Source organism: Caproiciproducens puteiluti (assembly GCF_052442865.1).
Taxonomy (GTDB): domain Bacteria; phylum Bacillota; class Clostridia; order Oscillospirales; family Acutalibacteraceae; genus Caproiciproducens.
Genome location: NZ_CP194790.1, coordinates 2,244,478 through 2,262,030, shown reverse-complemented (window position 1 = coordinate 2,262,030; position 17,553 = coordinate 2,244,478). Strand labels below are relative to the sequence as shown.

Below are 17,553 nucleotides of genomic sequence, written 5' to 3'. Positions count from 1 at the left end.
ATTATATATGTTAAAATTATAAGGGATGTGTTTTATTCTGACGGAAGGAAGTAAGTTATGGATGTCGTTGTAACCATATGGAATTCGTTTATCGGTATTGTGAAACTGTTTCGTGTTTCCGATGCGTTGGACGTCATTCTGGTTTCCTTTATCATTTACAGTGGAATAAAACTGGTTCGTGAAACAAGAGCGGAACAGCTGATTAAAGGAATTATTGTGCTTCTGGCGGTGTGGGGTGTGTCCTATGCCCTGAAGCTTTATATGATGAAAAACCTGCTGACCTATTTTTTTCAATTCAGCGTTGTGGCTGTTATGGTGGTCTTTCAGCCGGAAATCCGGCGTGCGCTGGAACAGATCGGCCGCAGCGGTATGGGGAATAAGCACTGGCTGTTCGGAGTTTCAAACGATGACCTTGAAACGATGAGGCAGCAAAACCGCAGGGGCGTGAATGCCGTTGTGGATGCCGCGGCGGTTCTGCAGAAACAGAAAACGGGCGCCTTGATTGTTTTTGAAATGCAGACAAAGCTGGGCGATATTATTGATACGGGCACGGTGGTGAATGCGATTCCGTCCTCGCCCATTATCTGCAATATCTTCTTCAACAAGGCTCCGCTTCACGACGGCGCCATGATTATGCGCAGCGGTATGGTGTATGCTGCGGGCTGCATTCTGCCGCTGACTAAGAACGACAGCGTCAGCATTGAACTCGGTACCCGCCACCGCGCCGCGATCGGCATGAGTGAGAACTCCGATGCCGTTGTGGTTGTGGTGTCCGAAGAGACGGGGCAGATTTCCGTTGCCGTAAACGGCGTGCTTACGCGCAACTATACCAGGGAAACGCTGAAAAGCGAGCTGGAAAGCCTGATTCTGACCAGTGAGGCCGAACCCGGCGAAAAGCGCCAGAGCATCATCCCTTCGATCAGGAGGGCAAAAAAGAAATGAAGAATAGAAAATTTAACATAGGACGTTTATTTTATGACGATAAATTTGTAATGCTGTTTTCTGTCCTTTTCTCCATCGTCCTGTGGATTTTTATGGCTACCGGAAACACCGAGGAGTTTCCAAGGCAAATCACCGAGGTGCCGGTTGTCATCAATCTGTCGGACGCAGCGCAGGAGGACGGGTTAAAGGTTTTCAGTCCGGTCGATCAGACCGCGACCGTATCCATTAAAGGCAACAGCCTGATTGTCAATCAGATCAAGGCTTCCGATATGCAGGTTGTGGCTCCGCTGGCTTCCACCATTACCAGTCCCGGAAGCTACACGTTTAATTTGTCGGTCCAGAAAAAAGGAACCCTTTCCGATTACGATTGGGTTTCCATTTCCCCCAGCCAGGCGATCATCACGGTGGACCGGTATGCGGAAAAGACCTTTACCATCCAGAATGACATCAAATACAAGTCGGGTTATCAGTCCGATCCCGCTTTCTTTGTCAGCTCGCCTACCTTCAGCAGTGACACGGTCACGGTTTCTGGCCCTGAAAAGGAAGTCTCACAGATCAACAGGGTGTCCGTACAGTACGAGATCAGCGACACGCTGAGAGAATCCAAGAGCTTTACGACCGATTTGGTCATGTACGATGCAAACGGCAATAAAATTACGAGCAACAAGCTGAAAATGAGCGAGCAGAAGGTGGATGTCACCATCCCCGTCCTTGCAAGGCAGGTCCTGCCTCTCAACGTGAGCTTCACAAACAAGCCTCTGGGCCTGTCGTTTGCCTCCGGCCAGATCAAAATTGACCCTCAGACCATCGAGGTGGCGGGTCCGCAGGATGTGCTGGCCAACCTGACGGAGATCAGTCTTACTCCTCTGGATTTTTCGGGCATCAGCCCGACGAGAAATTCCTTTGACGTGAACGTGACCCTTCCGGCTACCTGCAAGAATCTGAGTAATGTTCCGGTTGCCAAGGTTACGCTGGATTTGAGTTCCATGTCCACGCGGCAAATGGTGGTCAATAATTTCACCGTTAAGAATCTCGCGGCCGACAAGTCTGCCACCGTTTATACCAAGACACTGACGGTTACGGTGGTCGGGCCGGAGGCTGAGATTTCCAAACTGACGGAAAACAGCCTTTCCGCTCAGATTGATATGTCCGGCAAGGAGAATTTCACCGGACACACGGAAATGCCGGTCACCATCAGCGTGGGGAATTCCGTAAGCACCTGGGTGTACGGAAGCTATATGGCAAATATCAGCGTCACCTCCAAAAGCGGATAGCCCGTGAAAAAACTGCTTTATTTACCCCTGGCAATGAAATGAATGACGCCGTGAAAACGGACAGCAAACACCTCCGGCTGCAGGCAACTGCGGGTGGGGGTGTCTTTCTGAAAGTGTGCGATATTATTTAATTATTGGCTTTAAACTTTTCGCCGGTTGAGATATAATAAATATATCATAATATTCTATATATTATAAAAAGAGGGAAGCAGGTGTTTTTTTGACTAGCAATTTTACGGTGCCTCTGTCCAAGGTGATCGGCGAGCTGTCGCTGGATACGATTTATATGCCCGGAGACCCTGAAGATATTCTGATTTCTTCCACGGATGTCAACCGTCCGGGACTGGAGCTGAACGGGTTCTATGATTATTACGATACAAGACGCATTATTATTTTCGGAAACGCGGAGGCCTCCTTTCTGAGATCGATTTCCTCCGATAAACGCAGCACGGTTCTGAACGAGATTTTTTCCCAAAAGCCTCCCGCCGCGATCATTGCGCGCAGCATAGAGCCGATGTCCGAACTGCTGGAAGCAGTCAAAGCCCATGAAATACCACTTTTAACAACGCCGGAGACAACCTCCAGCCTGGTGGCTTCCCTTGTTTCCTTCATGAACGTGGAGCTTGCCCCGCGGATTACGCGCCATGGGGTGCTGATCGAGGTTTACGGCGAAGGAATCCTTCTGGTCGGCGACAGCGGCGTCGGCAAAAGCGAAACAGCCATTGAGCTGGTTAAGCGCGGTCACCGCCTGATAGCGGACGACGCGGTGGAAATACGCAAGGTGTCCGCTAAATCGCTGGTCGGACAGGCCCCGGATAACATTCGGCATTTTATTGAGCTTCGCGGCATAGGCATTATTAACGCCCGCCGCATTTTCGGCATGGGCGCCGTCAAGCTGACGGAAAAGATCGACATGGTAATCAACATGGAAATCTGGGACAATAACAAGGTTTACGACCGCATGGGCATCGACAGCGAATACACGGAAATTCTCGGTATCAAGGTGCCTGTGCTGACCATTCCGGTAAAGCCGGGCAGAAACCTTGCGATCATCATCGAGGTGGCCGCTATGAACAACCGTCAGAAAAAGATGGGCTACAACGCGGCGCAGGAGCTGATGCAGAACCTCGGCATGGATATTTCCGTGCTGCAGGAATCAGAAAAAAAACTGGATCTGGATTTCTAATATGGAATAAGGGAATAGAAGCTGGGAGTAAACATGAATATCATCGCAGATACGCATACGCATACAATCGCGTCCACACACGCCTACAGCACCTTACAGGAAATGGTACACGCAGCGTTTTTAAAGAAGCTCTATGCCATCGCCATTACCGACCACGGCATCACCATGCCGGGCGCGCCGGGCCGCTGGTACTTTCACAATTTACGGATCGTTCCTCATCTTCTGGAAGGGGTGCTTGTCCTGCGCGGGCAGGAGACCAATATCATTGATTTTGACGGCAATATCGACCTTGAAAAGGACAGCATCTCTACGATGGACTGGGTGGTTGCCTCCATCCACGCGGAAGCGATTCCGAAGGAAAGGCCGACTGTCGAGGAAGTTACAAACGCATGGATGAATATTGCGAAAAATCCGCATATTCATGTAATCGGGCACAGCGGTACGCAGAAATACCGGTACGACTACGAGTCGGTGATCCCGGAATTCGGGCGTCGGGGAAAGCTGGTGGAACTGAACGAAAGCAGCTTTACCGGAAGGGAGTCGTCCATCCCCAACTGCAAAAAAATCATGGAAATCTGTAAAAAGCGCGATGTGCCGGTCATTGTCAACACGGATTCCCATTTTTCCAGCCTGGTGGGCTGTTTTGACCGGTCGCTGGCGCTGTTGAAGGAAGTGGATTTTCCAGAGGAGCTTGTGGTGAATTCCAGCGTGGAACGTTTTCAGGCATACCTCAGAGAATATACGGATGTTTTTAGCGATCCTTTATTACAGTAAAAATGATTCCGATTGACACTGTCGGAATAGCCGGAGGAAACGATGAATCATTTAGAACAGCTTGCTTTGACGGCGGAAGACCTGGGCTGTAAAGTCATCCGCAAGGAACCGATGAGCCGGCATACCACCTTTAAAATCGGAGGACCGGCGGATTTGTTTATTACCGTGTCCTCGCGTGCGGAAATCCAGAAACTGTACCGCGCGGCGGCCGAACTGGAAGTGCCGCTGATGCCGATCGGCAACGGCTCCAACATGCTTGTGAGCGACGGCGGGATACGGGGAGCGGTTGTCGCGCTGGACGGCGAGTTCCGCGAAATCAGACAGAACCCGGACGGTACGGTTTCCTGCGGTGCGGGCGCGTCCCTGGCGGGTGTCTGCGTTTTTGCCAGAGAGCATTCGCTGACCGGCCTTGAGTTCGCCTGGGGAATTCCCGGAGCGGCGGGCGGAGCCGCGTTTATGAATGCGGGCGCCTACAATAAGGAAATGAAGAGCGTACTTCTTTCCTGCACGCATGTTACAAAGGAAGGGAAAATCGGCACGCTGTCCGGCGAAGCGCTGCAGCTGGGTTACCGCCGCAGCGCCTATACCGATAACGGATACACCATTCTGGAGCTCAGGCTCGATCTGAAGCCGGGGGATCAGGATGAAATTTCGGCGGAAATGGATGACCTTTACAGTCGCAGAAAATCAAAGCAGCCGCTGGAGCTGCCGAGCGCGGGAAGCGTGTTTAAACGGCCGGAGGGCCACTTTGCCGGCACCCTGATCGAGTCCTGCGGCTTGAAGGGCAGAACGGTGGGGGGCGCGATGGTCAGCCCCAAGCACGCGGGCTTTATTGTCAATACCGGCACAGCAACCTGCCGGGATGTGACGGAGCTGATTAAAATCATTCAGGATACGGTTTATCAGCAGACGAAGGTATCTTTGGAATGCGAAGTGAAAACCATTGGCAGTTAGGGAGGAATTATGGAGTTTCTAATTATTACGGGCCTTTCAGGCGCGGGGAAATCCCGCGCCATTGACGCATTGGAGGATATCGGCTTTTATTGTGTGGATAATATTCCTCCCAAGCTGATTATCGCTTTCTACGAAATGTCCAAACAGGCGAAGGGCACGCTGTCCCGGGTGGCGGTCGTCACCGATATCCGCGGAGGGGACATGTTTTCCAGCCTGTTTGAAACGCTGGATCAGATGAAAAGCGAAAATAAGGAATATAAAATCCTGTTTCTGGACGCGAACGATTCTGTGCTGATGAACCGCTTTAAGGAAACCCGCCGCAAGCATCCGCTGGTGGAAAACTGCCTCGGCTCGCTGGAACAGGCCGTAAAGCTGGAACGGGATGTTTTAAAGCCGGTCCGCGAATGCGCGGATTATATCATCGATACCTCGTATCTTTCGCCCGCGCAATTGAAAGAACGCATTTCCAGCCTGTTTCTGGGCGATTCCTCCGACGCGCTGATGATCCACTGCGTTTCCTTTGGATTCAAGTACGGGATTCCCGCCGAGTCGGATCTGGTGTTTGATGTGCGCTGTCTGCCTAACCCCTACTATGTTGAGGATTTGCGCAACCTGACCGGACTTGACGAGCCGGTGCGCAGTTATGTGATGAAATGGGAGCAGACGCAGGGCTTTATCGAACGCTTCCTGAATCTGATCGATTACATGATCCCGCTCTACTGCAACGAGGGCAAAAGCCAGCTTGTGATCGCGATCGGCTGTACCGGCGGACATCACCGCTCCGTTGCCTTGGCCCAGCTTCTGTACAATCATCTGCTGGAACAGAACCGGAGGACAAGCGTCAACCATCGCGATATTCAAAAGCAATAACAGAATCGGGAGCGTGCAAAAATGTCATTCGCGTCTGAAACAAAAACCGAACTTTGTCAGGCGATGCCGCAAAATTTCTGCTGCCGGAAAGCGGAATGCTACGGCATGCTTTTATTCGGCCGCAGCTTTTCTCAAAATGCCATTTCCCTGACGATTGAAAACACCGCCGCCGCCCACAGGGCCGCGCAGCTTACCGCGGAAACCGTGGGGGTGATCGTGGATATTTCCACCTCTCTGCTGCGTCGAAAAGAGCGCAAAAGCGCTTTTACCGTTGCTGTATCCGGTGGCGGACAGAGGGAAGAGGTGCTTTCCTGTTTCGGGCACACGGGAAAAGAGATCCATCTTCGGATCAACCGTGCCAATATGGAAAATGATTGCTGCGCCTGCGCGTTTTTGCGGGGCGTTTTTCTTTCCTGCGGTACCGTGACCGACCCTAGCAAGGATTATCATCTGGAATTCGTGGTGCCGTTTATGAACCTTGCCAGGGATTTATGTGCCTTCATCAGCGAAATCTATGAGCTTGACCTGCAGCCGGGTCTGCTGAACCGGAAAGGCTCGTACGTCGTTTATATCAAGGGGAGCGAGCATGTCGCGGATTTCCTGACCTTTATGGGCGCCGGAAAGGCCGCCATGAGCCTGATGCAGGTCAAGATGCTGAAAGAGGTCCGCAACAACGTCAACCGGAAAACCAATTTTGAGACGGCGAATATTGACAAGACGGCGTCCGCCGCGGCGGCGCAGATTGTTGCAATCGAAAAGATCATCCGTTCAGCCGGGGGATTGTCCGCGCTGCCGGAGGAACTGCGGGAGCTTGCCGTGCTGCGCTGCCGGTATCCCGAAATGTCGCTCCGCGAGCTAGGCGCAACGCTTTCCGAACCGCTCAGCCGTTCCGGGGTGAACCACCGTCTGCAGCGCATTATGGAGTTTGCAAGAGTATTATAAAGACTGACAGGAGGGTACCGCACATGTTTGTTCATCTGCATCTGCACACCGAGTACAGCCTGCTGGACGGCGCGTGCCGTATCACGGAGCTGCTGAATACCGCTGCCGAGCGGGGAGACACCGCCGTAGCGATTACCGACCACGGGGTTATGTACGGCGCGGTCGATTTTTATAAGGAAGCCAAAAAGCGCGGCATCAAGCCGATCATCGGGTGCGAGGTCTACGTCGCGCAGCGCACGCGTTTTGACAAGGTGCACGAGATGGACTCGGAGCACCGGCATCTGGTCCTTCTCTGTGAAAACAACACCGGCTACCAGAATCTGATCGCCCTTGTGTCGAAGTCATGGACGGAAGGCTTTTACAGCAAGCCGCGTGTGGATTTCGACCTTTTAAGGGAGCACCACGAGGGGCTTATCGCCCTTTCCGCCTGCCTTGCGGGAGAAATCCCGCGCGCCCTGACCGCGGGCGACTACGCCGGGGCGAAGGAAGCCGCCCTTCGCTACCGTTCTATTTTTGGAGAGGACAATTTCTATCTGGAGCTGCAGGATCACGGTTTGAGGGAGCAAAAGCGCATCAATCCGTCCATCATAAAGCTTTCGGAGGAAACGGGAATCCCGCTTATTGTGACCAACGACTGCCATTACATCAGTCAGGAAGACAATAAAATGCATCATATCCTCCTTTGTATCCAGACCAACCATACGGTTGAGGATAAGGACGGTATGGAATTCGGCAGCGACCAGTTTTATTACAAGAGCGAAGAAGAAATGCGCGCCCTGTTCCCGGGCCATCCGGAGGCCGCCGACAATACGGTCCGTATCGCGGAGCGGTGCAATGTGGAGTTTGAATTCGGCAAAACCAAGCTGCCGCATTTTGATACGCCGAACGGACAGGAGAACACGGCTTTTTTTCGTGACAAATGTTACGAGGGCCTTTACAAATATTACGGCGAGAATCCCGCAAAGGAACTGGCCGAGCGGCTGGAATATGAGTTAAATACCATTGAGCATATGGGGTACGTCAATTACTACCTGATCGTCTACGATTTTGTACGTTATGCGAAGGAAGCCGGTATCCCGGTGGGGCCGGGAAGAGGCTCCGGTGCGGGAAGCCTTGCGGCGTACTGCATCGGGATTACGGGAATCGACCCCATTCGGTACAATCTGCTGTTTGAACGCTTTCTCAACCCGGAGCGTGTCAGTATGCCGGACTTCGATATCGACTTTTCCGACGAACGCCGTCAGGAAATGATTGATTACGTGGTGCGGAAATACGGCGCGGACCATGTCGCTCAGATCGTCACCTTCGGCACCATGGCGGCGCGGGGCTCCATCCGCGATGTGGGCCGCGCCATGGCGATTCCCTACGCGACGGTGGACGGGGTCGCGAAGCTGGTGCCGATGGAACAGAACATCACGCTGGAAAAGGCGCTCAAAGCTTCCTCCGATTTAAGGCAGCGCTACGACACCGATTCCCAGATTCACGAGCTGATCGATATGGCGAGAAAGCTGGAAGGAATGCCGCGCAACGCCTCCACCCACGCCGCGGGCGTCGTCATTACGGACAGGCCGGTCGCGGAGTATGTGCCGCTTGCCAAAAACAACGATTCCGTAGTCACGCAGTATACCATGACCACGCTGGAAGAGCTCGGCCTGCTGAAGATGGACTTCCTCGGCCTGCGCAACCTCTCCGTCATCCGCGACGCACAGGACATGATCGCCGCGCAGCGGCCGGGCTTTCAGATCGAGGACATTCCGCTGGACGATAAAAAGGTGTACGCCATGCTTTCCAGCGGCGCGACCGACGGCGTGTTCCAGTTTGAATCCGCCGGGATGCGCAGTGTCATTATGCAGCTGAGGCCCGAATACATCGAAGACCTCATCGCGGTCATTTCGCTTTACCGCCCGGGGCCGATGGAATCCATTCCGCGCTATGTCGAAAACCGCCATCATCCGGAAAGGGTTTCTTACCGCCATCCGCTTCTCAAGGACATTCTGGACGTTACCTACGGCTGCATTGTCTATCAGGAACAGGTGATGCAGATTTTCCGTACGCTGGCGGGCTATTCGCTGGGGCGCGCGGATATCGTGCGCCGTGCGATGAGCAAGAAAAAAGCCTCCGTAATGGAGCGGGAACGGGAAATCTTCCTCTACGGGCTGACCAACGAAAAGGGAGAGGTTGAAGTGGACGGCTGCATCCGCCGTGGTGTGGACGAGCCGACGGCAAAAGCCATCTACGGCGAAATGGAAAGCTTCGCGTCCTACGCCTTCAACAAATCCCACGCCGCGGCCTACGCTCTGCTCAGCTATCAGACCGCCTGGCTCAAATGCTTCTATCCGCGCGAATATATGGCGGCGCTGATGACCAGCGTGCTGGACAACAACAATAAGCTGGCGGCTTACATAGCCGAGTGTATGCGCCTGGGCATCCGCGTGCTGCCGCCCAACGTCAACCAGAGCGGCGTCGGCTTCACCGTTGCGGGGAAGGACATCCGCTTCGGCCTGCTCGCCGTGAAAAATCTGGGCAGGGGATTCATTGTCAGCACCCTGCGCGACCGGAAAGAGAACGGGCAGTATACCACGTTTTACGGCTTCTGCAAGCGTATGTACGGCGAACTGAACCGGCGCGCGCTGGAAAGCCTGATCAAATGCGGGGCGCTGGACGGCCTTGGCGTCAACCGCAGACAGATGCTGACCAGTGTCGGCAATATCATGGATCATCTCGACGACGACAAGCGCCGCAATGTGGACGGCCAGATGGGCTTTTTCGACACCCCCGCCCAGACGGCGGACGATGAGGAGTATTCCATACCGGCCATGCCCGATTTCAGTGCCGGCGACAAGCTCTCCATGGAAAAAGAAGTGACCGGCATGTATCTTTCCGGCCATCCCATGGCAGAATATATCAATCAGTATGATGCAGTCCACGCAAGCCGCACCGGCGATATCCTTGACGACGCAAGGGAGGACGGGGGACGCTTTCACGACGGCGATACGGTGACTCTCCTCGGGATTATTGCCGGCGTAAAAATGAAAGTGACCAAGAGCAATACCACAATGGCCTTTGTTACGCTGGAAGACATGTTCGGCTCTATGGAGGTTCTGGTTTTTCCGAAAATCCTCGCCCAGTATGCCGAGTGGATCACGGAAGGAAAAATCGTGAAGATGTTCGGCAGAATCAGTATGCGCGAAGACGAAGAGGCCAAGCTGGTGTGTGAGTCGGTCGCTCCCGCTCCTTCCCTTCACGGGGGTTCGGAAAAAAGTGCGGGAGCCGCAAAGCCCGCGCACCCGGGGCTTTACATCAAAGTGCCGGAGGAGGAGTCGGAGCTTTATGACCGGGCCAAAAAATACCTTGCCATTTTTGACGGCAGGACGCCGCTTTATATTTACTTTGTCAATACCAAAAAGCTGGTGCGGGCTCCCTTTTCCATGTATGTCAGCGTCAACGATATTTTGGTGCGGGAATTAAAAAATCTGCTCGGAGAAAAAAATGTGGCGGTTGTGAAGGAAATACAACAATAATCCATATAGCAGATACTTTTGTCCATATTCACCGGTTGATTCTTCTTTGCCTGATATACTATAATTTAGATATGGCAAAGCAACGAATTTAGGGGGTATCATCATGAATGCAAAAACAATTGCGGTTCTGACCAGCGGGGGAGATGCGCCGGGAATGAACGCAGCCGTCCGGGCGGTAGCAAGGGCCGGTATTTCTTATGGAATGAGAGTCATGGGCGTACGCAGAGGCTTCAACGGCCTTTTGAACCGCGACGTCTTTGAAATGAATCTGCGCAGTGTTTCGGATATTATTCATCACGGCGGTACGGCCTTGTTTACGGCCCGCAGCCCGGAATTCAATACTCCGGACGGCGTAAAAAAGGCGGCCGACAATTGCCGCGACATGGGCATCGAGGGCATCGTGGTCATTGGCGGAGACGGTTCTTTCCGCGGTGCGCGCGACCTTACCAAGGAAGGAATTCCCTGTGTAGGCGTGCCGGGTACGATTGACAACGACATTGCCGCCAGTGAATATACCATTGGCTTTGACACCGCCATGAACACCGCCGTGGAGATGGTTGACCGTCTGCGCGATACGACCGAGTCGCATGACCGCTGCAGTGTTGTAGAAGTAATGGGCAGGAAATGCGGCGATCTGGCACTCCAGACCGGCATTGCGGTCGGTGCAACGACCATCCTTGTTCCGGAAGTTCCCTTCGATTTTCAGACGGACATCATCAACCGTATGATGTTTACCCAGAAAACGGGTAAAAAGCATTTTATCATTGTGGTGGCCGAGGGCGTCGGTGGAGTAGACAAGCTGGCAAAGGATATTGAAGAAAAGACGGGGATCGAAACCAGAGCTACGGTACTTGGCCATGTACAGCGCGGCGGGTCGCCCACGCTCCGTGACCGTGTGGCCGGCAGCGTGATGGGATTCCATGCCGCCGATCTTCTGTACAAAGGCCGGGGCAACAGGGTCGTTGTGATGCAGAATGGCAAGATCGTTGATCTGGATATTACGGAAGCGCTTGAGATGGAGCGCGTTTTTGACAGGAGCCTGTACGACATAGCGCTAAAAATTTCAATCTAAATTAAAAAAATAAAAGGAGTTCCGTTTTTCTGGCGGAACTCCTTTTATTTTTGCGTACTATTTTCAGAAGAAATTTCAGTGGGAAGAGTATGGTGAGGGTTTTCCGAAACCACCTTTGCGGCCTGAAACAATGCGTTGAGCAAATCCGTTTCATACTGTGTGGACAGCGTATCCAGCTTGGAATAAACCTCGCCTTCATAGGTGGCAACATATTTGGGCGGGAGTCTGTTCAATGCGTAAGAAGCGATGTCCATCCGGCATTTTTCACATTTACAGCAATCCAGCTTATCGATTACCTCGTCCATTTTGGTCAAAAGCAGGGATTCCATCAGATTTTTCAGTTTTACTCCCATACAGATCTGCCTTTCCTTCAAATTGCCTGTTCATAGCTATTTCATTCTATCATTATTGGAAGTATTTGTAAATGATTTTCGAAAACATGCTGTTCTCTTTTTCAAGCTCCGGAAAAATTTCATTGATATTTCCTTACGCCTTTGATATGTAAGTAACGGATGGTACTGTAAAAATAGCTGCTCAGCGGCCGCATATATGCGTCGTACGTATGGGCGGCGATAAAAATATCCTGCTCAGTGATACCCACAATGACGGGGGAATGGTAAAAGTGGTTTTCGGCGTTGCCGAGCTGAACAATATCCCCAACCTCCAGGGAGCTTACGTCGACCTGCTCCGCATAAGGTCCCGCTTCCTTGTTTGTCGTCAGGAAATTAAAAAGATATTGAACGCCGCTCCACGAAGGGGTACGGTCATTGCTGCTTTTGTAGTACCAGCCGAAAATGGGGGTGTAATTCATCACCCTGCTTCCGGCATAAATGCACTGCGAGGCAAAATTGGTACAGTCGCCGCCCATTTTATCGAAATTCATAAAGGCGCGGTTCCTCAAAAGAGCCCACGTTTTGGCGTATTCGGCTACCTGTTCCCGGTTATACGGTATCTCAACCAGCATAAGGATGCACCTCTTCCAATTATGATTCTTATCAAATCTTATGATGCATCCGTCCTTGGCATGACAAAACGTTCAGTCTTTTCCGCGATATCGGATTTTGTGATAACAATAGGAGAGGAACTGCAATACGGTGCCGGCGCAAAGCCCGATGGCCATCCAGGTGAACAGGGATAAAAGGCCGGCCAGGTCCTCCCACCCGCTTCTGCTTCCCAGAAATGTCCGGAACATATCAAGGTATCCCACGAAAAGTCCCAGCACGAAGACAAAGCACATGATTTTCAGCTGCAGCAGATACAAAACGGAGGAGACGGCGCCGAAAATCAGGGAAAGGATGACGTATGCGGCAATATTCTGCAGGGTGACCGGATTTCCGAGCAGATATTTTATACCGAGATAGAGCAGCGTAAAGGACAGAATAGCCACAGTGAAAAAAATGAACCAGAAATTTTTTTTGTTTTTCTTCATGCAAATCCTCCTGACCAAACAGAATAAAAAGGATATTTCTGTCAGGAATATGCCCGTTTTTCCGCTTGCTTAGACGCAGGCGGAAAGGGAGGTTTGTGCAGCGTGGGTAGATTTTTTAGATTTAAAATCTGTAAATTTTGATACATGGTCATAAAAAGTCATTTCTTGTATTATTATAAAATAAATGTTATAATTTACCAAACTGCAAACATGGAGATTGTGATCATGGATTTTAATGTAAATGAACTATTGAATTCTCTTTCCTATACGCTTGACTTCGTAGAAAAGGATTTAATCAGCGACGTTACCAATCACGGCAGAAGGGTTGCCTATATTGCCGCAAGAATCGGGCAAAAAATCAATTTATCCAATACGGAATTGTTCGACCTGATTTCCTATTCGCTTCTGCACGATAACGGCGTGACCAAAGCACTGATCCAGGTAGATGGCATTGAAAACTACAGAAAAGCGGAACTCGACAGGATGCATTGTGTGGAGGGGGAGAAAAACATTAATTTTTTCCCTTTCTTTCATAAAATACCGAATGTTATTCTCTATCATCACGAGCATTATGACGGCAGCGGATTTTTCGGCGTTTCCGGCAAGGAAATCCCGATGTTTTCAAGGATTATCGCTCTGGCCGATTTCGTCGCCATCTATTTTTCCGAAGGAAAGAAGCACGCCGATATCGAAGCCCGGGTTAAAAAATTCCCGATTTTCGACCCGGATTTTATCGATGTTTTTCTGGAGCTGAGCAGAAATATTGAATTCTGGCTGAATATGGATGACAATTTCGTATTTCAGGCGCTGCGCGTAGTTACCCCCACCGTCCACAGGGAGTTCAGCTATCAGGAAATGCGCACGGTTTCCAGAATATTCAGCAATATTATTGACGCCAAATCGCCGTTTACCGGTTCGCATTCGCGCGGGATCAGTGAGAAGACCGGGATTCTGTGCGATTATTATGAATTTGACAGAGAAGCCTATTGGAAAATGCGGATTGCCGCTGATCTGCACGATCTGGGAAAATTGATGATACCCAATGAAATTCTGGACAAACCCGGTACTCTGGATGCGAATGAAATCGCGGTCATACAGTCCCATCCGTTTTATACCCGCAAAACGCTGGAAGAAATCACAGGGTTTGAAGAGATCGCCGACTGGGCGGCCAATCATCATGAAAAGCTGAACGGGAAAGGGTACCCGTATGGATTTGACGGGAACAGGCTTGACTTTAATTCCCGGCTTCTGTGCTGCGTGGATATCTATCAGGCCCTGACGGAGGACAGGCCGTACCGTCCGGCTATGCCGCACAGCAGGGCGATTATGCTGATGCGGAACATGTCGGAGCACGACCTGATTGACGCTTCCATTGTAGAAGATATCAATTCCATTTTTGAAGCGGCTTGCGCGACGGCCTAATTTCCGATATGCATCATCGTGTCCAGAAGCCTTTGGGTTTTCAATGCTTCCTCGCCGTTTACCAGCGGCTGGGTATTTCCCCCAATGGAATTGATAAAATGGAGAATGGCCCCTTCAAATCCCTTGCGTTTTAAAATGGTTTCCCAGGCCGGCGGAGTTTCCGTTTCCGTTTTTCCCCCGGCTTCGGTTTCAAAAGTATCTATGTCCAAGACCCGCACGAGGGCCCCTTCGGTGAGAACCTCGATTCTTTCCAGATTGGTACCGGCTTTCCGGTGCATGTCCAGAAAGACGGTACAGCCGTTTTCCGCTTTATATTGGTGCTGGGCAAAAATCAGTTCCTGATTTTCATTCACCTTGACGGAACCGCCGATCTGACTGCCGTCCTCGGGCTCGGCGAACCAGCGGGCGGTGTCTGCCAGATGAATATAGTCGTCCAGCATTGTGATTCTATAATTTTCGGACCGGATGGAGTCCGCCCGGTGCTTTTCCAGCCGAATCAGCGCCGTGCCGGCGTCCGTCATGTTTTTTGCCCGGACATACATCGGCGCAAATCTGCGGTTGAACCCGACCATCAGCTTTCTGCCGTATCGCAGGCTGAGCTCCGCGAGCTGTTCCGCTTCGTCGGAGGTAGCCGCAAGCGGTTTGTCTGCATATACGTCTTTTCCGTGCTTCAAAGCTTCTGAAACGATTTCATAGTGAGACTCCGTTGACGAGGACACGAATACGGCGTCCGTCTCCCTCAGCAAATCCGTCAGATTGGGGAACGCTTTGATCCGGTACATGCCGCACAGCTGGTTCCTTTTCCATTCTGTAGGGCTGTATCCCCCGGCCAAAGTCCAGTTTTTTTCCGCGGAAAGAAACGGGAGATAAACCTTCTGCGCTATATTTCCAAGTCCGATCATTCCAATACGAATTTTTGACATGGTGTCCTCCTGATATGTGTTTTTTCCATTTTATCATAGCGCGGAAGCGATATCAATCATGCGGTTAAGATATGGACGGCAGTCTGCAGACAGAAAAAGACCTCCGGCTTCATGAAAACAGGCATGGCTTTTTAAGCCGCATCTGGTTCAACCAAGCGGAGGCAGTTATTGGGAACGGGCATTGCCGCTCATTCAGTCCATACTATCGATTTCTTCCTGGAGTTCGTCTATGAAAACTTCGATCTTGTCCATGCGTGTATGGTCCTTTTGTTTTTCAGCCTGCTGATAGCAAACCTTGTATACCAATAATTTGCTTTTCAGCATTGCTTTTTTCTTTGTATTCAATAGAGCACCTCCTAAGTGTATTTCTTTTATTATAACATAGAAATATAAATCCATAGTGTGATTGAAGAAAGAGAAATATTGACAAAAAAGTACGCCGTAAACGGCGTACTTCAGCAATCGGCATTCTTAAATTATCTTTGCTTGGAAAAGCATTCGCTACAGTAAACCGGGCGGTCGTCCCTGGGACGGAAAGGAACCTTGCAGGTTGTTCCGCAGGAAGCGCAGACAGCGTCAAACATTTCACGCTGGGGTTTTCCGGCGTTTTTGCGGGCATTGCGGCAGTCCTTGCAGCGTGTGGGTTCATTAGTGAATCCTTTTTCAGCGAAGAAGTCCTGTTCACTTGCGGTGAATACGAATTCTTGTCCGCAGTCTCTGCATGTCAGGGTTTTGTCTTTGTTAAACAATTGAAGTACCTCGTTTTTAAAATATATGCCTGACCGTGAGGTCAGGCACTATTGTCAGTATACAGGATACCAGCTTGATTGTCAAATTTATTTTTATGAAAAATTTGACCTTTTTTGCTTCATAATGTTATTGTACAACAGTAACATTGGCAGCTTTCAGTTTCCCGTTGCGAGGATCTGTCTCGGTGTCGAAAGTAACTTTCTGACCTTCCGTTAAAGATTTATATCCCTGACCGGTAATAGCGGAAAAATGGACAAACACATCGTCCCCGCCTTCGTCGTTGGAAATAAATCCAAATCCTTTATCCTGATTAAACCATTTTACTGTACCTTTATTCATAAAAAGCACCTCCAAATATATTATATCCGCATGTAAAATAAAAAACCGCACATTTATGTAAATCATTAAACGGTCAATGACTTACATAAATATGCGAGTTCCATTGGTACATTTAGAATACATATCTATTATATCACAAAAACAGGAGAAGTCAACCGTAGCCAACGATTATTTGGGGATTTTTCATATTCTATTCCTGCGGCCTCTGAAAAAGCAGCAGAGGGTTACCCCTCTGCGACAATGGAGTCCAGGCACTTAATCAAATCCTGAATGGAATTGATTTTGACATCCCTCTTCATGATTTCTTCTTTCAGATCCTTTGACAGGGAGTCAAACTTGCTTTTCATCGCAGGTCCTATATCAGCCATATTATCACCTCGCGAGTAGGATTCCCTTTCCTCTGTGAAAAATACAGCCGTCCCGGATTCCGGGACGGCTTTTTCAGTTTGGCTGATTCCGATCGCTCCGAAGAAAATCCTGATAAGAATTGTCTTCGTCACTGTCATTTTTTTCTGTTTCTTTCTCGTTGTACTCCATAAAATCATAGTCGCCGGCTTCAAACGGATTATTTTTGTCGTTTTTATTCCAGCCGCAATACGGAATATTCATAAAAATCAATCACCTCAGGATTAATTTTTACGAAACCGCTTGATTTATGAATGGAAATTTATTTTGAACGCGGTGTGTTGCCCCCGCTTTGCTTTTTAATGTCCACGCTGGCGTCCCGGTCTGCCGGGCGTATGAGGCGGTCCCGGCGGATGAGGCGGCCCCGGTGGATGGGGTGGTCCCGGTGGATGGGGTGGCCCCGGCGGACGGGGTGGTCCCGGTGGATGGGGTGGCCTTGGCGGACGGGGCGGCCCCGGCGGATGAGGCGGCCCCGGCGGACGCCTTCTGGGCTGGAACCACCACCAGAAGGGGAAGAATCCTCTTGCCATATTATTACACCTCCTTACTCTCTATAATATGCAGCTGACAGAGTTAAGAAGGTTCCAACGTAAAATAAAAGCGGCTCATACCGTATCACCGGTGCAAGCCGCCTGTACCGCCTGTTTTCAGACGGGCAAAAAAGAGGGAAATGAAAAAGAGTATATGTGAATCCCCATAGGGGAACCTGCTGTTAGTCTGCCTGCCTGTCGGTTCGGTATTCCGTCTGTG

General features: G+C 50.7%; 20 protein-coding genes. 11 read left to right on the top strand and 9 right to left on the bottom strand.

The features are described 5' to 3' along the window. The first annotated feature begins 57 nt into the window (after positions 1–57). From cdaA to pfkA, 9 genes are all read left to right on the top strand, one after another. The gene (cdaA, locus tag ACRQU7_RS11070; protein ID WP_444640858.1) at positions 58–942 is read left to right on the top strand and encodes a diadenylate cyclase CdaA; all 885 of its coding nucleotides are present in this window, start codon (positions 58–60) and stop codon (positions 940–942) included. Then, positions 939–2,216, top strand: coding sequence for a CdaR family protein (locus tag ACRQU7_RS11065; protein ID WP_038324405.1), 1,278 nt, complete (start codon positions 939–941; stop codon positions 2,214–2,216). The genes cdaA and ACRQU7_RS11065 overlap by 4 nt, the downstream gene beginning before the upstream one ends. Positions 2,217–2,436: 220 nt before the next feature. Next, positions 2,437–3,402 (top strand): HPr(Ser) kinase/phosphatase, encoded by a 966-nt coding sequence (gene hprK, locus ACRQU7_RS11060; RefSeq protein WP_038324404.1) that lies wholly within the window; start codon positions 2,437–2,439, stop codon positions 3,400–3,402. A gap of 33 nt (positions 3,403–3,435) precedes the next feature. Then, entirely contained in the window at positions 3,436–4,176 is a 741-nt protein-coding gene (locus tag ACRQU7_RS11055; RefSeq protein ID WP_444640855.1) for a phosphatase, read from the top strand. 42 nt (positions 4,177–4,218) lie between these two features. Continuing rightward, positions 4,219–5,130 carry a UDP-N-acetylmuramate dehydrogenase gene (murB, locus tag ACRQU7_RS11050; RefSeq protein WP_444640853.1) on the top strand — a complete coding sequence of 304 codons (912 nt, stop codon included), beginning with the start codon at positions 4,219–4,221 and terminating at the stop codon, positions 5,128–5,130. 9 nt (positions 5,131–5,139) lie between these two features. Then, the gene (gene rapZ, locus ACRQU7_RS11045; RefSeq protein WP_038324399.1) at positions 5,140–6,000 is read left to right on the top strand and encodes an RNase adapter RapZ; all 861 of its coding nucleotides are present in this window, start codon (positions 5,140–5,142) and stop codon (positions 5,998–6,000) included. A gap of 21 nt (positions 6,001–6,021) precedes the next feature. Next, a complete protein-coding gene (whiA, locus tag ACRQU7_RS11040) occupies positions 6,022–6,942 on the top strand; it encodes a DNA-binding protein WhiA (RefSeq protein ID WP_444640851.1) in 921 nt (306 codons plus the stop codon). Positions 6,943–6,965: 23 nt separating this feature from the next. Next, a complete protein-coding gene (locus ACRQU7_RS11035; RefSeq protein ID WP_444640849.1) occupies positions 6,966–10,463 on the top strand; it encodes a DNA polymerase III subunit alpha in 3,498 nt (1,165 codons plus the stop codon). Between the two features lie 103 nt (positions 10,464–10,566). Beyond that, the gene (pfkA, locus tag ACRQU7_RS11030; protein ID WP_038324393.1) at positions 10,567–11,535 is read left to right on the top strand and encodes a 6-phosphofructokinase; all 969 of its coding nucleotides are present in this window, start codon (positions 10,567–10,569) and stop codon (positions 11,533–11,535) included. Between the two features lie 44 nt (positions 11,536–11,579). On the opposite strand, the gene ACRQU7_RS11025 is transcribed toward pfkA, so the two are convergent. The 3 genes from ACRQU7_RS11025 to ACRQU7_RS11015 form a co-directional block, all read right to left on the bottom strand. Beyond that, positions 11,580–11,888 carry a late competence development ComFB family protein gene (locus tag ACRQU7_RS11025; RefSeq protein WP_444640847.1) on the bottom strand — a complete coding sequence of 103 codons (309 nt, stop codon included), beginning with the start codon at positions 11,886–11,888 and terminating at the stop codon, positions 11,580–11,582. A gap of 119 nt (positions 11,889–12,007) precedes the next feature. Then, positions 12,008–12,499, bottom strand: a complete 492-nt coding sequence (locus tag ACRQU7_RS11020) for an amidase domain-containing protein (protein ID WP_444640845.1) — start codon at positions 12,497–12,499, stop codon at positions 12,008–12,010. 72 nt (positions 12,500–12,571) lie between these two features. Then, entirely contained in the window at positions 12,572–12,964 is a 393-nt protein-coding gene (locus ACRQU7_RS11015; protein WP_444640843.1) for a hypothetical protein, read from the bottom strand. A 225-nt stretch (positions 12,965–13,189) separates the two neighbouring features. On the opposite strand from ACRQU7_RS11015, the gene ACRQU7_RS11010 reads away from it, so the two are divergent. After that, complete coding sequence (locus tag ACRQU7_RS11010) at positions 13,190–14,386, top strand: HD-GYP domain-containing protein (RefSeq protein ID WP_444640841.1); 1,197 nt, start codon at positions 13,190–13,192, stop codon at positions 14,384–14,386. On the opposite strand, the gene ACRQU7_RS11005 is transcribed toward ACRQU7_RS11010, so the two are convergent. The 6 genes from ACRQU7_RS11005 to ACRQU7_RS10980 form a co-directional block, all read right to left on the bottom strand. Beyond that, complete coding sequence (locus tag ACRQU7_RS11005) at positions 14,383–15,309, bottom strand: Gfo/Idh/MocA family protein (RefSeq protein WP_444640839.1); 927 nt, start codon at positions 15,307–15,309, stop codon at positions 14,383–14,385. The genes ACRQU7_RS11010 and ACRQU7_RS11005 overlap by 4 nt on opposite strands. A gap of 192 nt (positions 15,310–15,501) precedes the next feature. Then, positions 15,502–15,654 (bottom strand): hypothetical protein, encoded by a 153-nt coding sequence (locus tag ACRQU7_RS11000; protein WP_156103900.1) that lies wholly within the window; start codon positions 15,652–15,654, stop codon positions 15,502–15,504. Between the two features lie 131 nt (positions 15,655–15,785). Next, positions 15,786–16,058 (bottom strand): zinc-ribbon domain containing protein, encoded by a 273-nt coding sequence (locus ACRQU7_RS10995; RefSeq protein WP_038324384.1) that lies wholly within the window; start codon positions 16,056–16,058, stop codon positions 15,786–15,788. 127 nt (positions 16,059–16,185) lie between these two features. Beyond that, the gene (locus ACRQU7_RS10990; protein ID WP_038324383.1) at positions 16,186–16,398 is read right to left on the bottom strand and encodes a cold-shock protein; all 213 of its coding nucleotides are present in this window, start codon (positions 16,396–16,398) and stop codon (positions 16,186–16,188) included. A gap of 224 nt (positions 16,399–16,622) precedes the next feature. After that, entirely contained in the window at positions 16,623–16,766 is a 144-nt protein-coding gene (locus tag ACRQU7_RS10985) for a hypothetical protein (RefSeq protein WP_038324382.1), read from the bottom strand. A 73-nt stretch (positions 16,767–16,839) separates the two neighbouring features. Further along, positions 16,840–17,007 (bottom strand): hypothetical protein, encoded by a 168-nt coding sequence (locus ACRQU7_RS10980; RefSeq protein WP_156103898.1) that lies wholly within the window; start codon positions 17,005–17,007, stop codon positions 16,840–16,842. 88 nt (positions 17,008–17,095) lie between these two features. Here ACRQU7_RS10980 and ACRQU7_RS10975 point away from each other — a divergent pair, with 88 nt between their 5' ends. Further along, positions 17,096–17,371: a hypothetical protein gene (locus ACRQU7_RS10975; protein WP_444640835.1), complete on the top strand. Its 276-nt coding sequence runs from the start codon at positions 17,096–17,098 to the stop codon at positions 17,369–17,371. Positions 17,372–17,553 lie beyond the last annotated feature (182 nt).

What these genes read in the sequence shown, in the direction of transcription:
- cdaA (WP_444640858.1), top strand. Translation starts at nt 58, where the DNA reads ATGGATGTCGTTGTAACCATATGGAATTCGTTTATCGGTATTGTGAAA.
- ACRQU7_RS11065 (WP_038324405.1), top strand. Translation starts at nt 939, where the DNA reads ATGAAGAATAGAAAATTTAACATAGGACGTTTATTTTATGACGATAAA.
- ACRQU7_RS11055 (WP_444640855.1), top strand. Translation starts at nt 3,436, where the DNA reads ATGAATATCATCGCAGATACGCATACGCATACAATCGCGTCCACACAC.
- murB (WP_444640853.1), top strand. Translation starts at nt 4,219, where the DNA reads ATGAATCATTTAGAACAGCTTGCTTTGACGGCGGAAGACCTGGGCTGT.
- rapZ (WP_038324399.1), top strand. Translation starts at nt 5,140, where the DNA reads ATGGAGTTTCTAATTATTACGGGCCTTTCAGGCGCGGGGAAATCCCGC.
- whiA (WP_444640851.1), top strand. Translation starts at nt 6,022, where the DNA reads ATGTCATTCGCGTCTGAAACAAAAACCGAACTTTGTCAGGCGATGCCG.
- ACRQU7_RS11035 (WP_444640849.1), top strand. Translation starts at nt 6,966, where the DNA reads ATGTTTGTTCATCTGCATCTGCACACCGAGTACAGCCTGCTGGACGGC.
- pfkA (WP_038324393.1), top strand. Translation starts at nt 10,567, where the DNA reads ATGAATGCAAAAACAATTGCGGTTCTGACCAGCGGGGGAGATGCGCCG.
- ACRQU7_RS11025 (WP_444640847.1), bottom strand. Translation starts at nt 11,888, where the DNA reads ATGGGAGTAAAACTGAAAAATCTGATGGAATCCCTGCTTTTGACCAAA.
- ACRQU7_RS11020 (WP_444640845.1), bottom strand. Translation starts at nt 12,499, where the DNA reads ATGCTGGTTGAGATACCGTATAACCGGGAACAGGTAGCCGAATACGCC.
- ACRQU7_RS11015 (WP_444640843.1), bottom strand. Translation starts at nt 12,964, where the DNA reads ATGAAGAAAAACAAAAAAAATTTCTGGTTCATTTTTTTCACTGTGGCT.
- ACRQU7_RS11010 (WP_444640841.1), top strand. Translation starts at nt 13,190, where the DNA reads ATGGATTTTAATGTAAATGAACTATTGAATTCTCTTTCCTATACGCTT.
- ACRQU7_RS11005 (WP_444640839.1), bottom strand. Translation starts at nt 15,309, where the DNA reads ATGTCAAAAATTCGTATTGGAATGATCGGACTTGGAAATATAGCGCAG.
- ACRQU7_RS10990 (WP_038324383.1), bottom strand. Translation starts at nt 16,398, where the DNA reads ATGAATAAAGGTACAGTAAAATGGTTTAATCAGGATAAAGGATTTGGA.
- ACRQU7_RS10985 (WP_038324382.1), bottom strand. Translation starts at nt 16,766, where the DNA reads ATGGCTGATATAGGACCTGCGATGAAAAGCAAGTTTGACTCCCTGTCA.
- ACRQU7_RS10980 (WP_156103898.1), bottom strand. Translation starts at nt 17,007, where the DNA reads ATGAATATTCCGTATTGCGGCTGGAATAAAAACGACAAAAATAATCCG.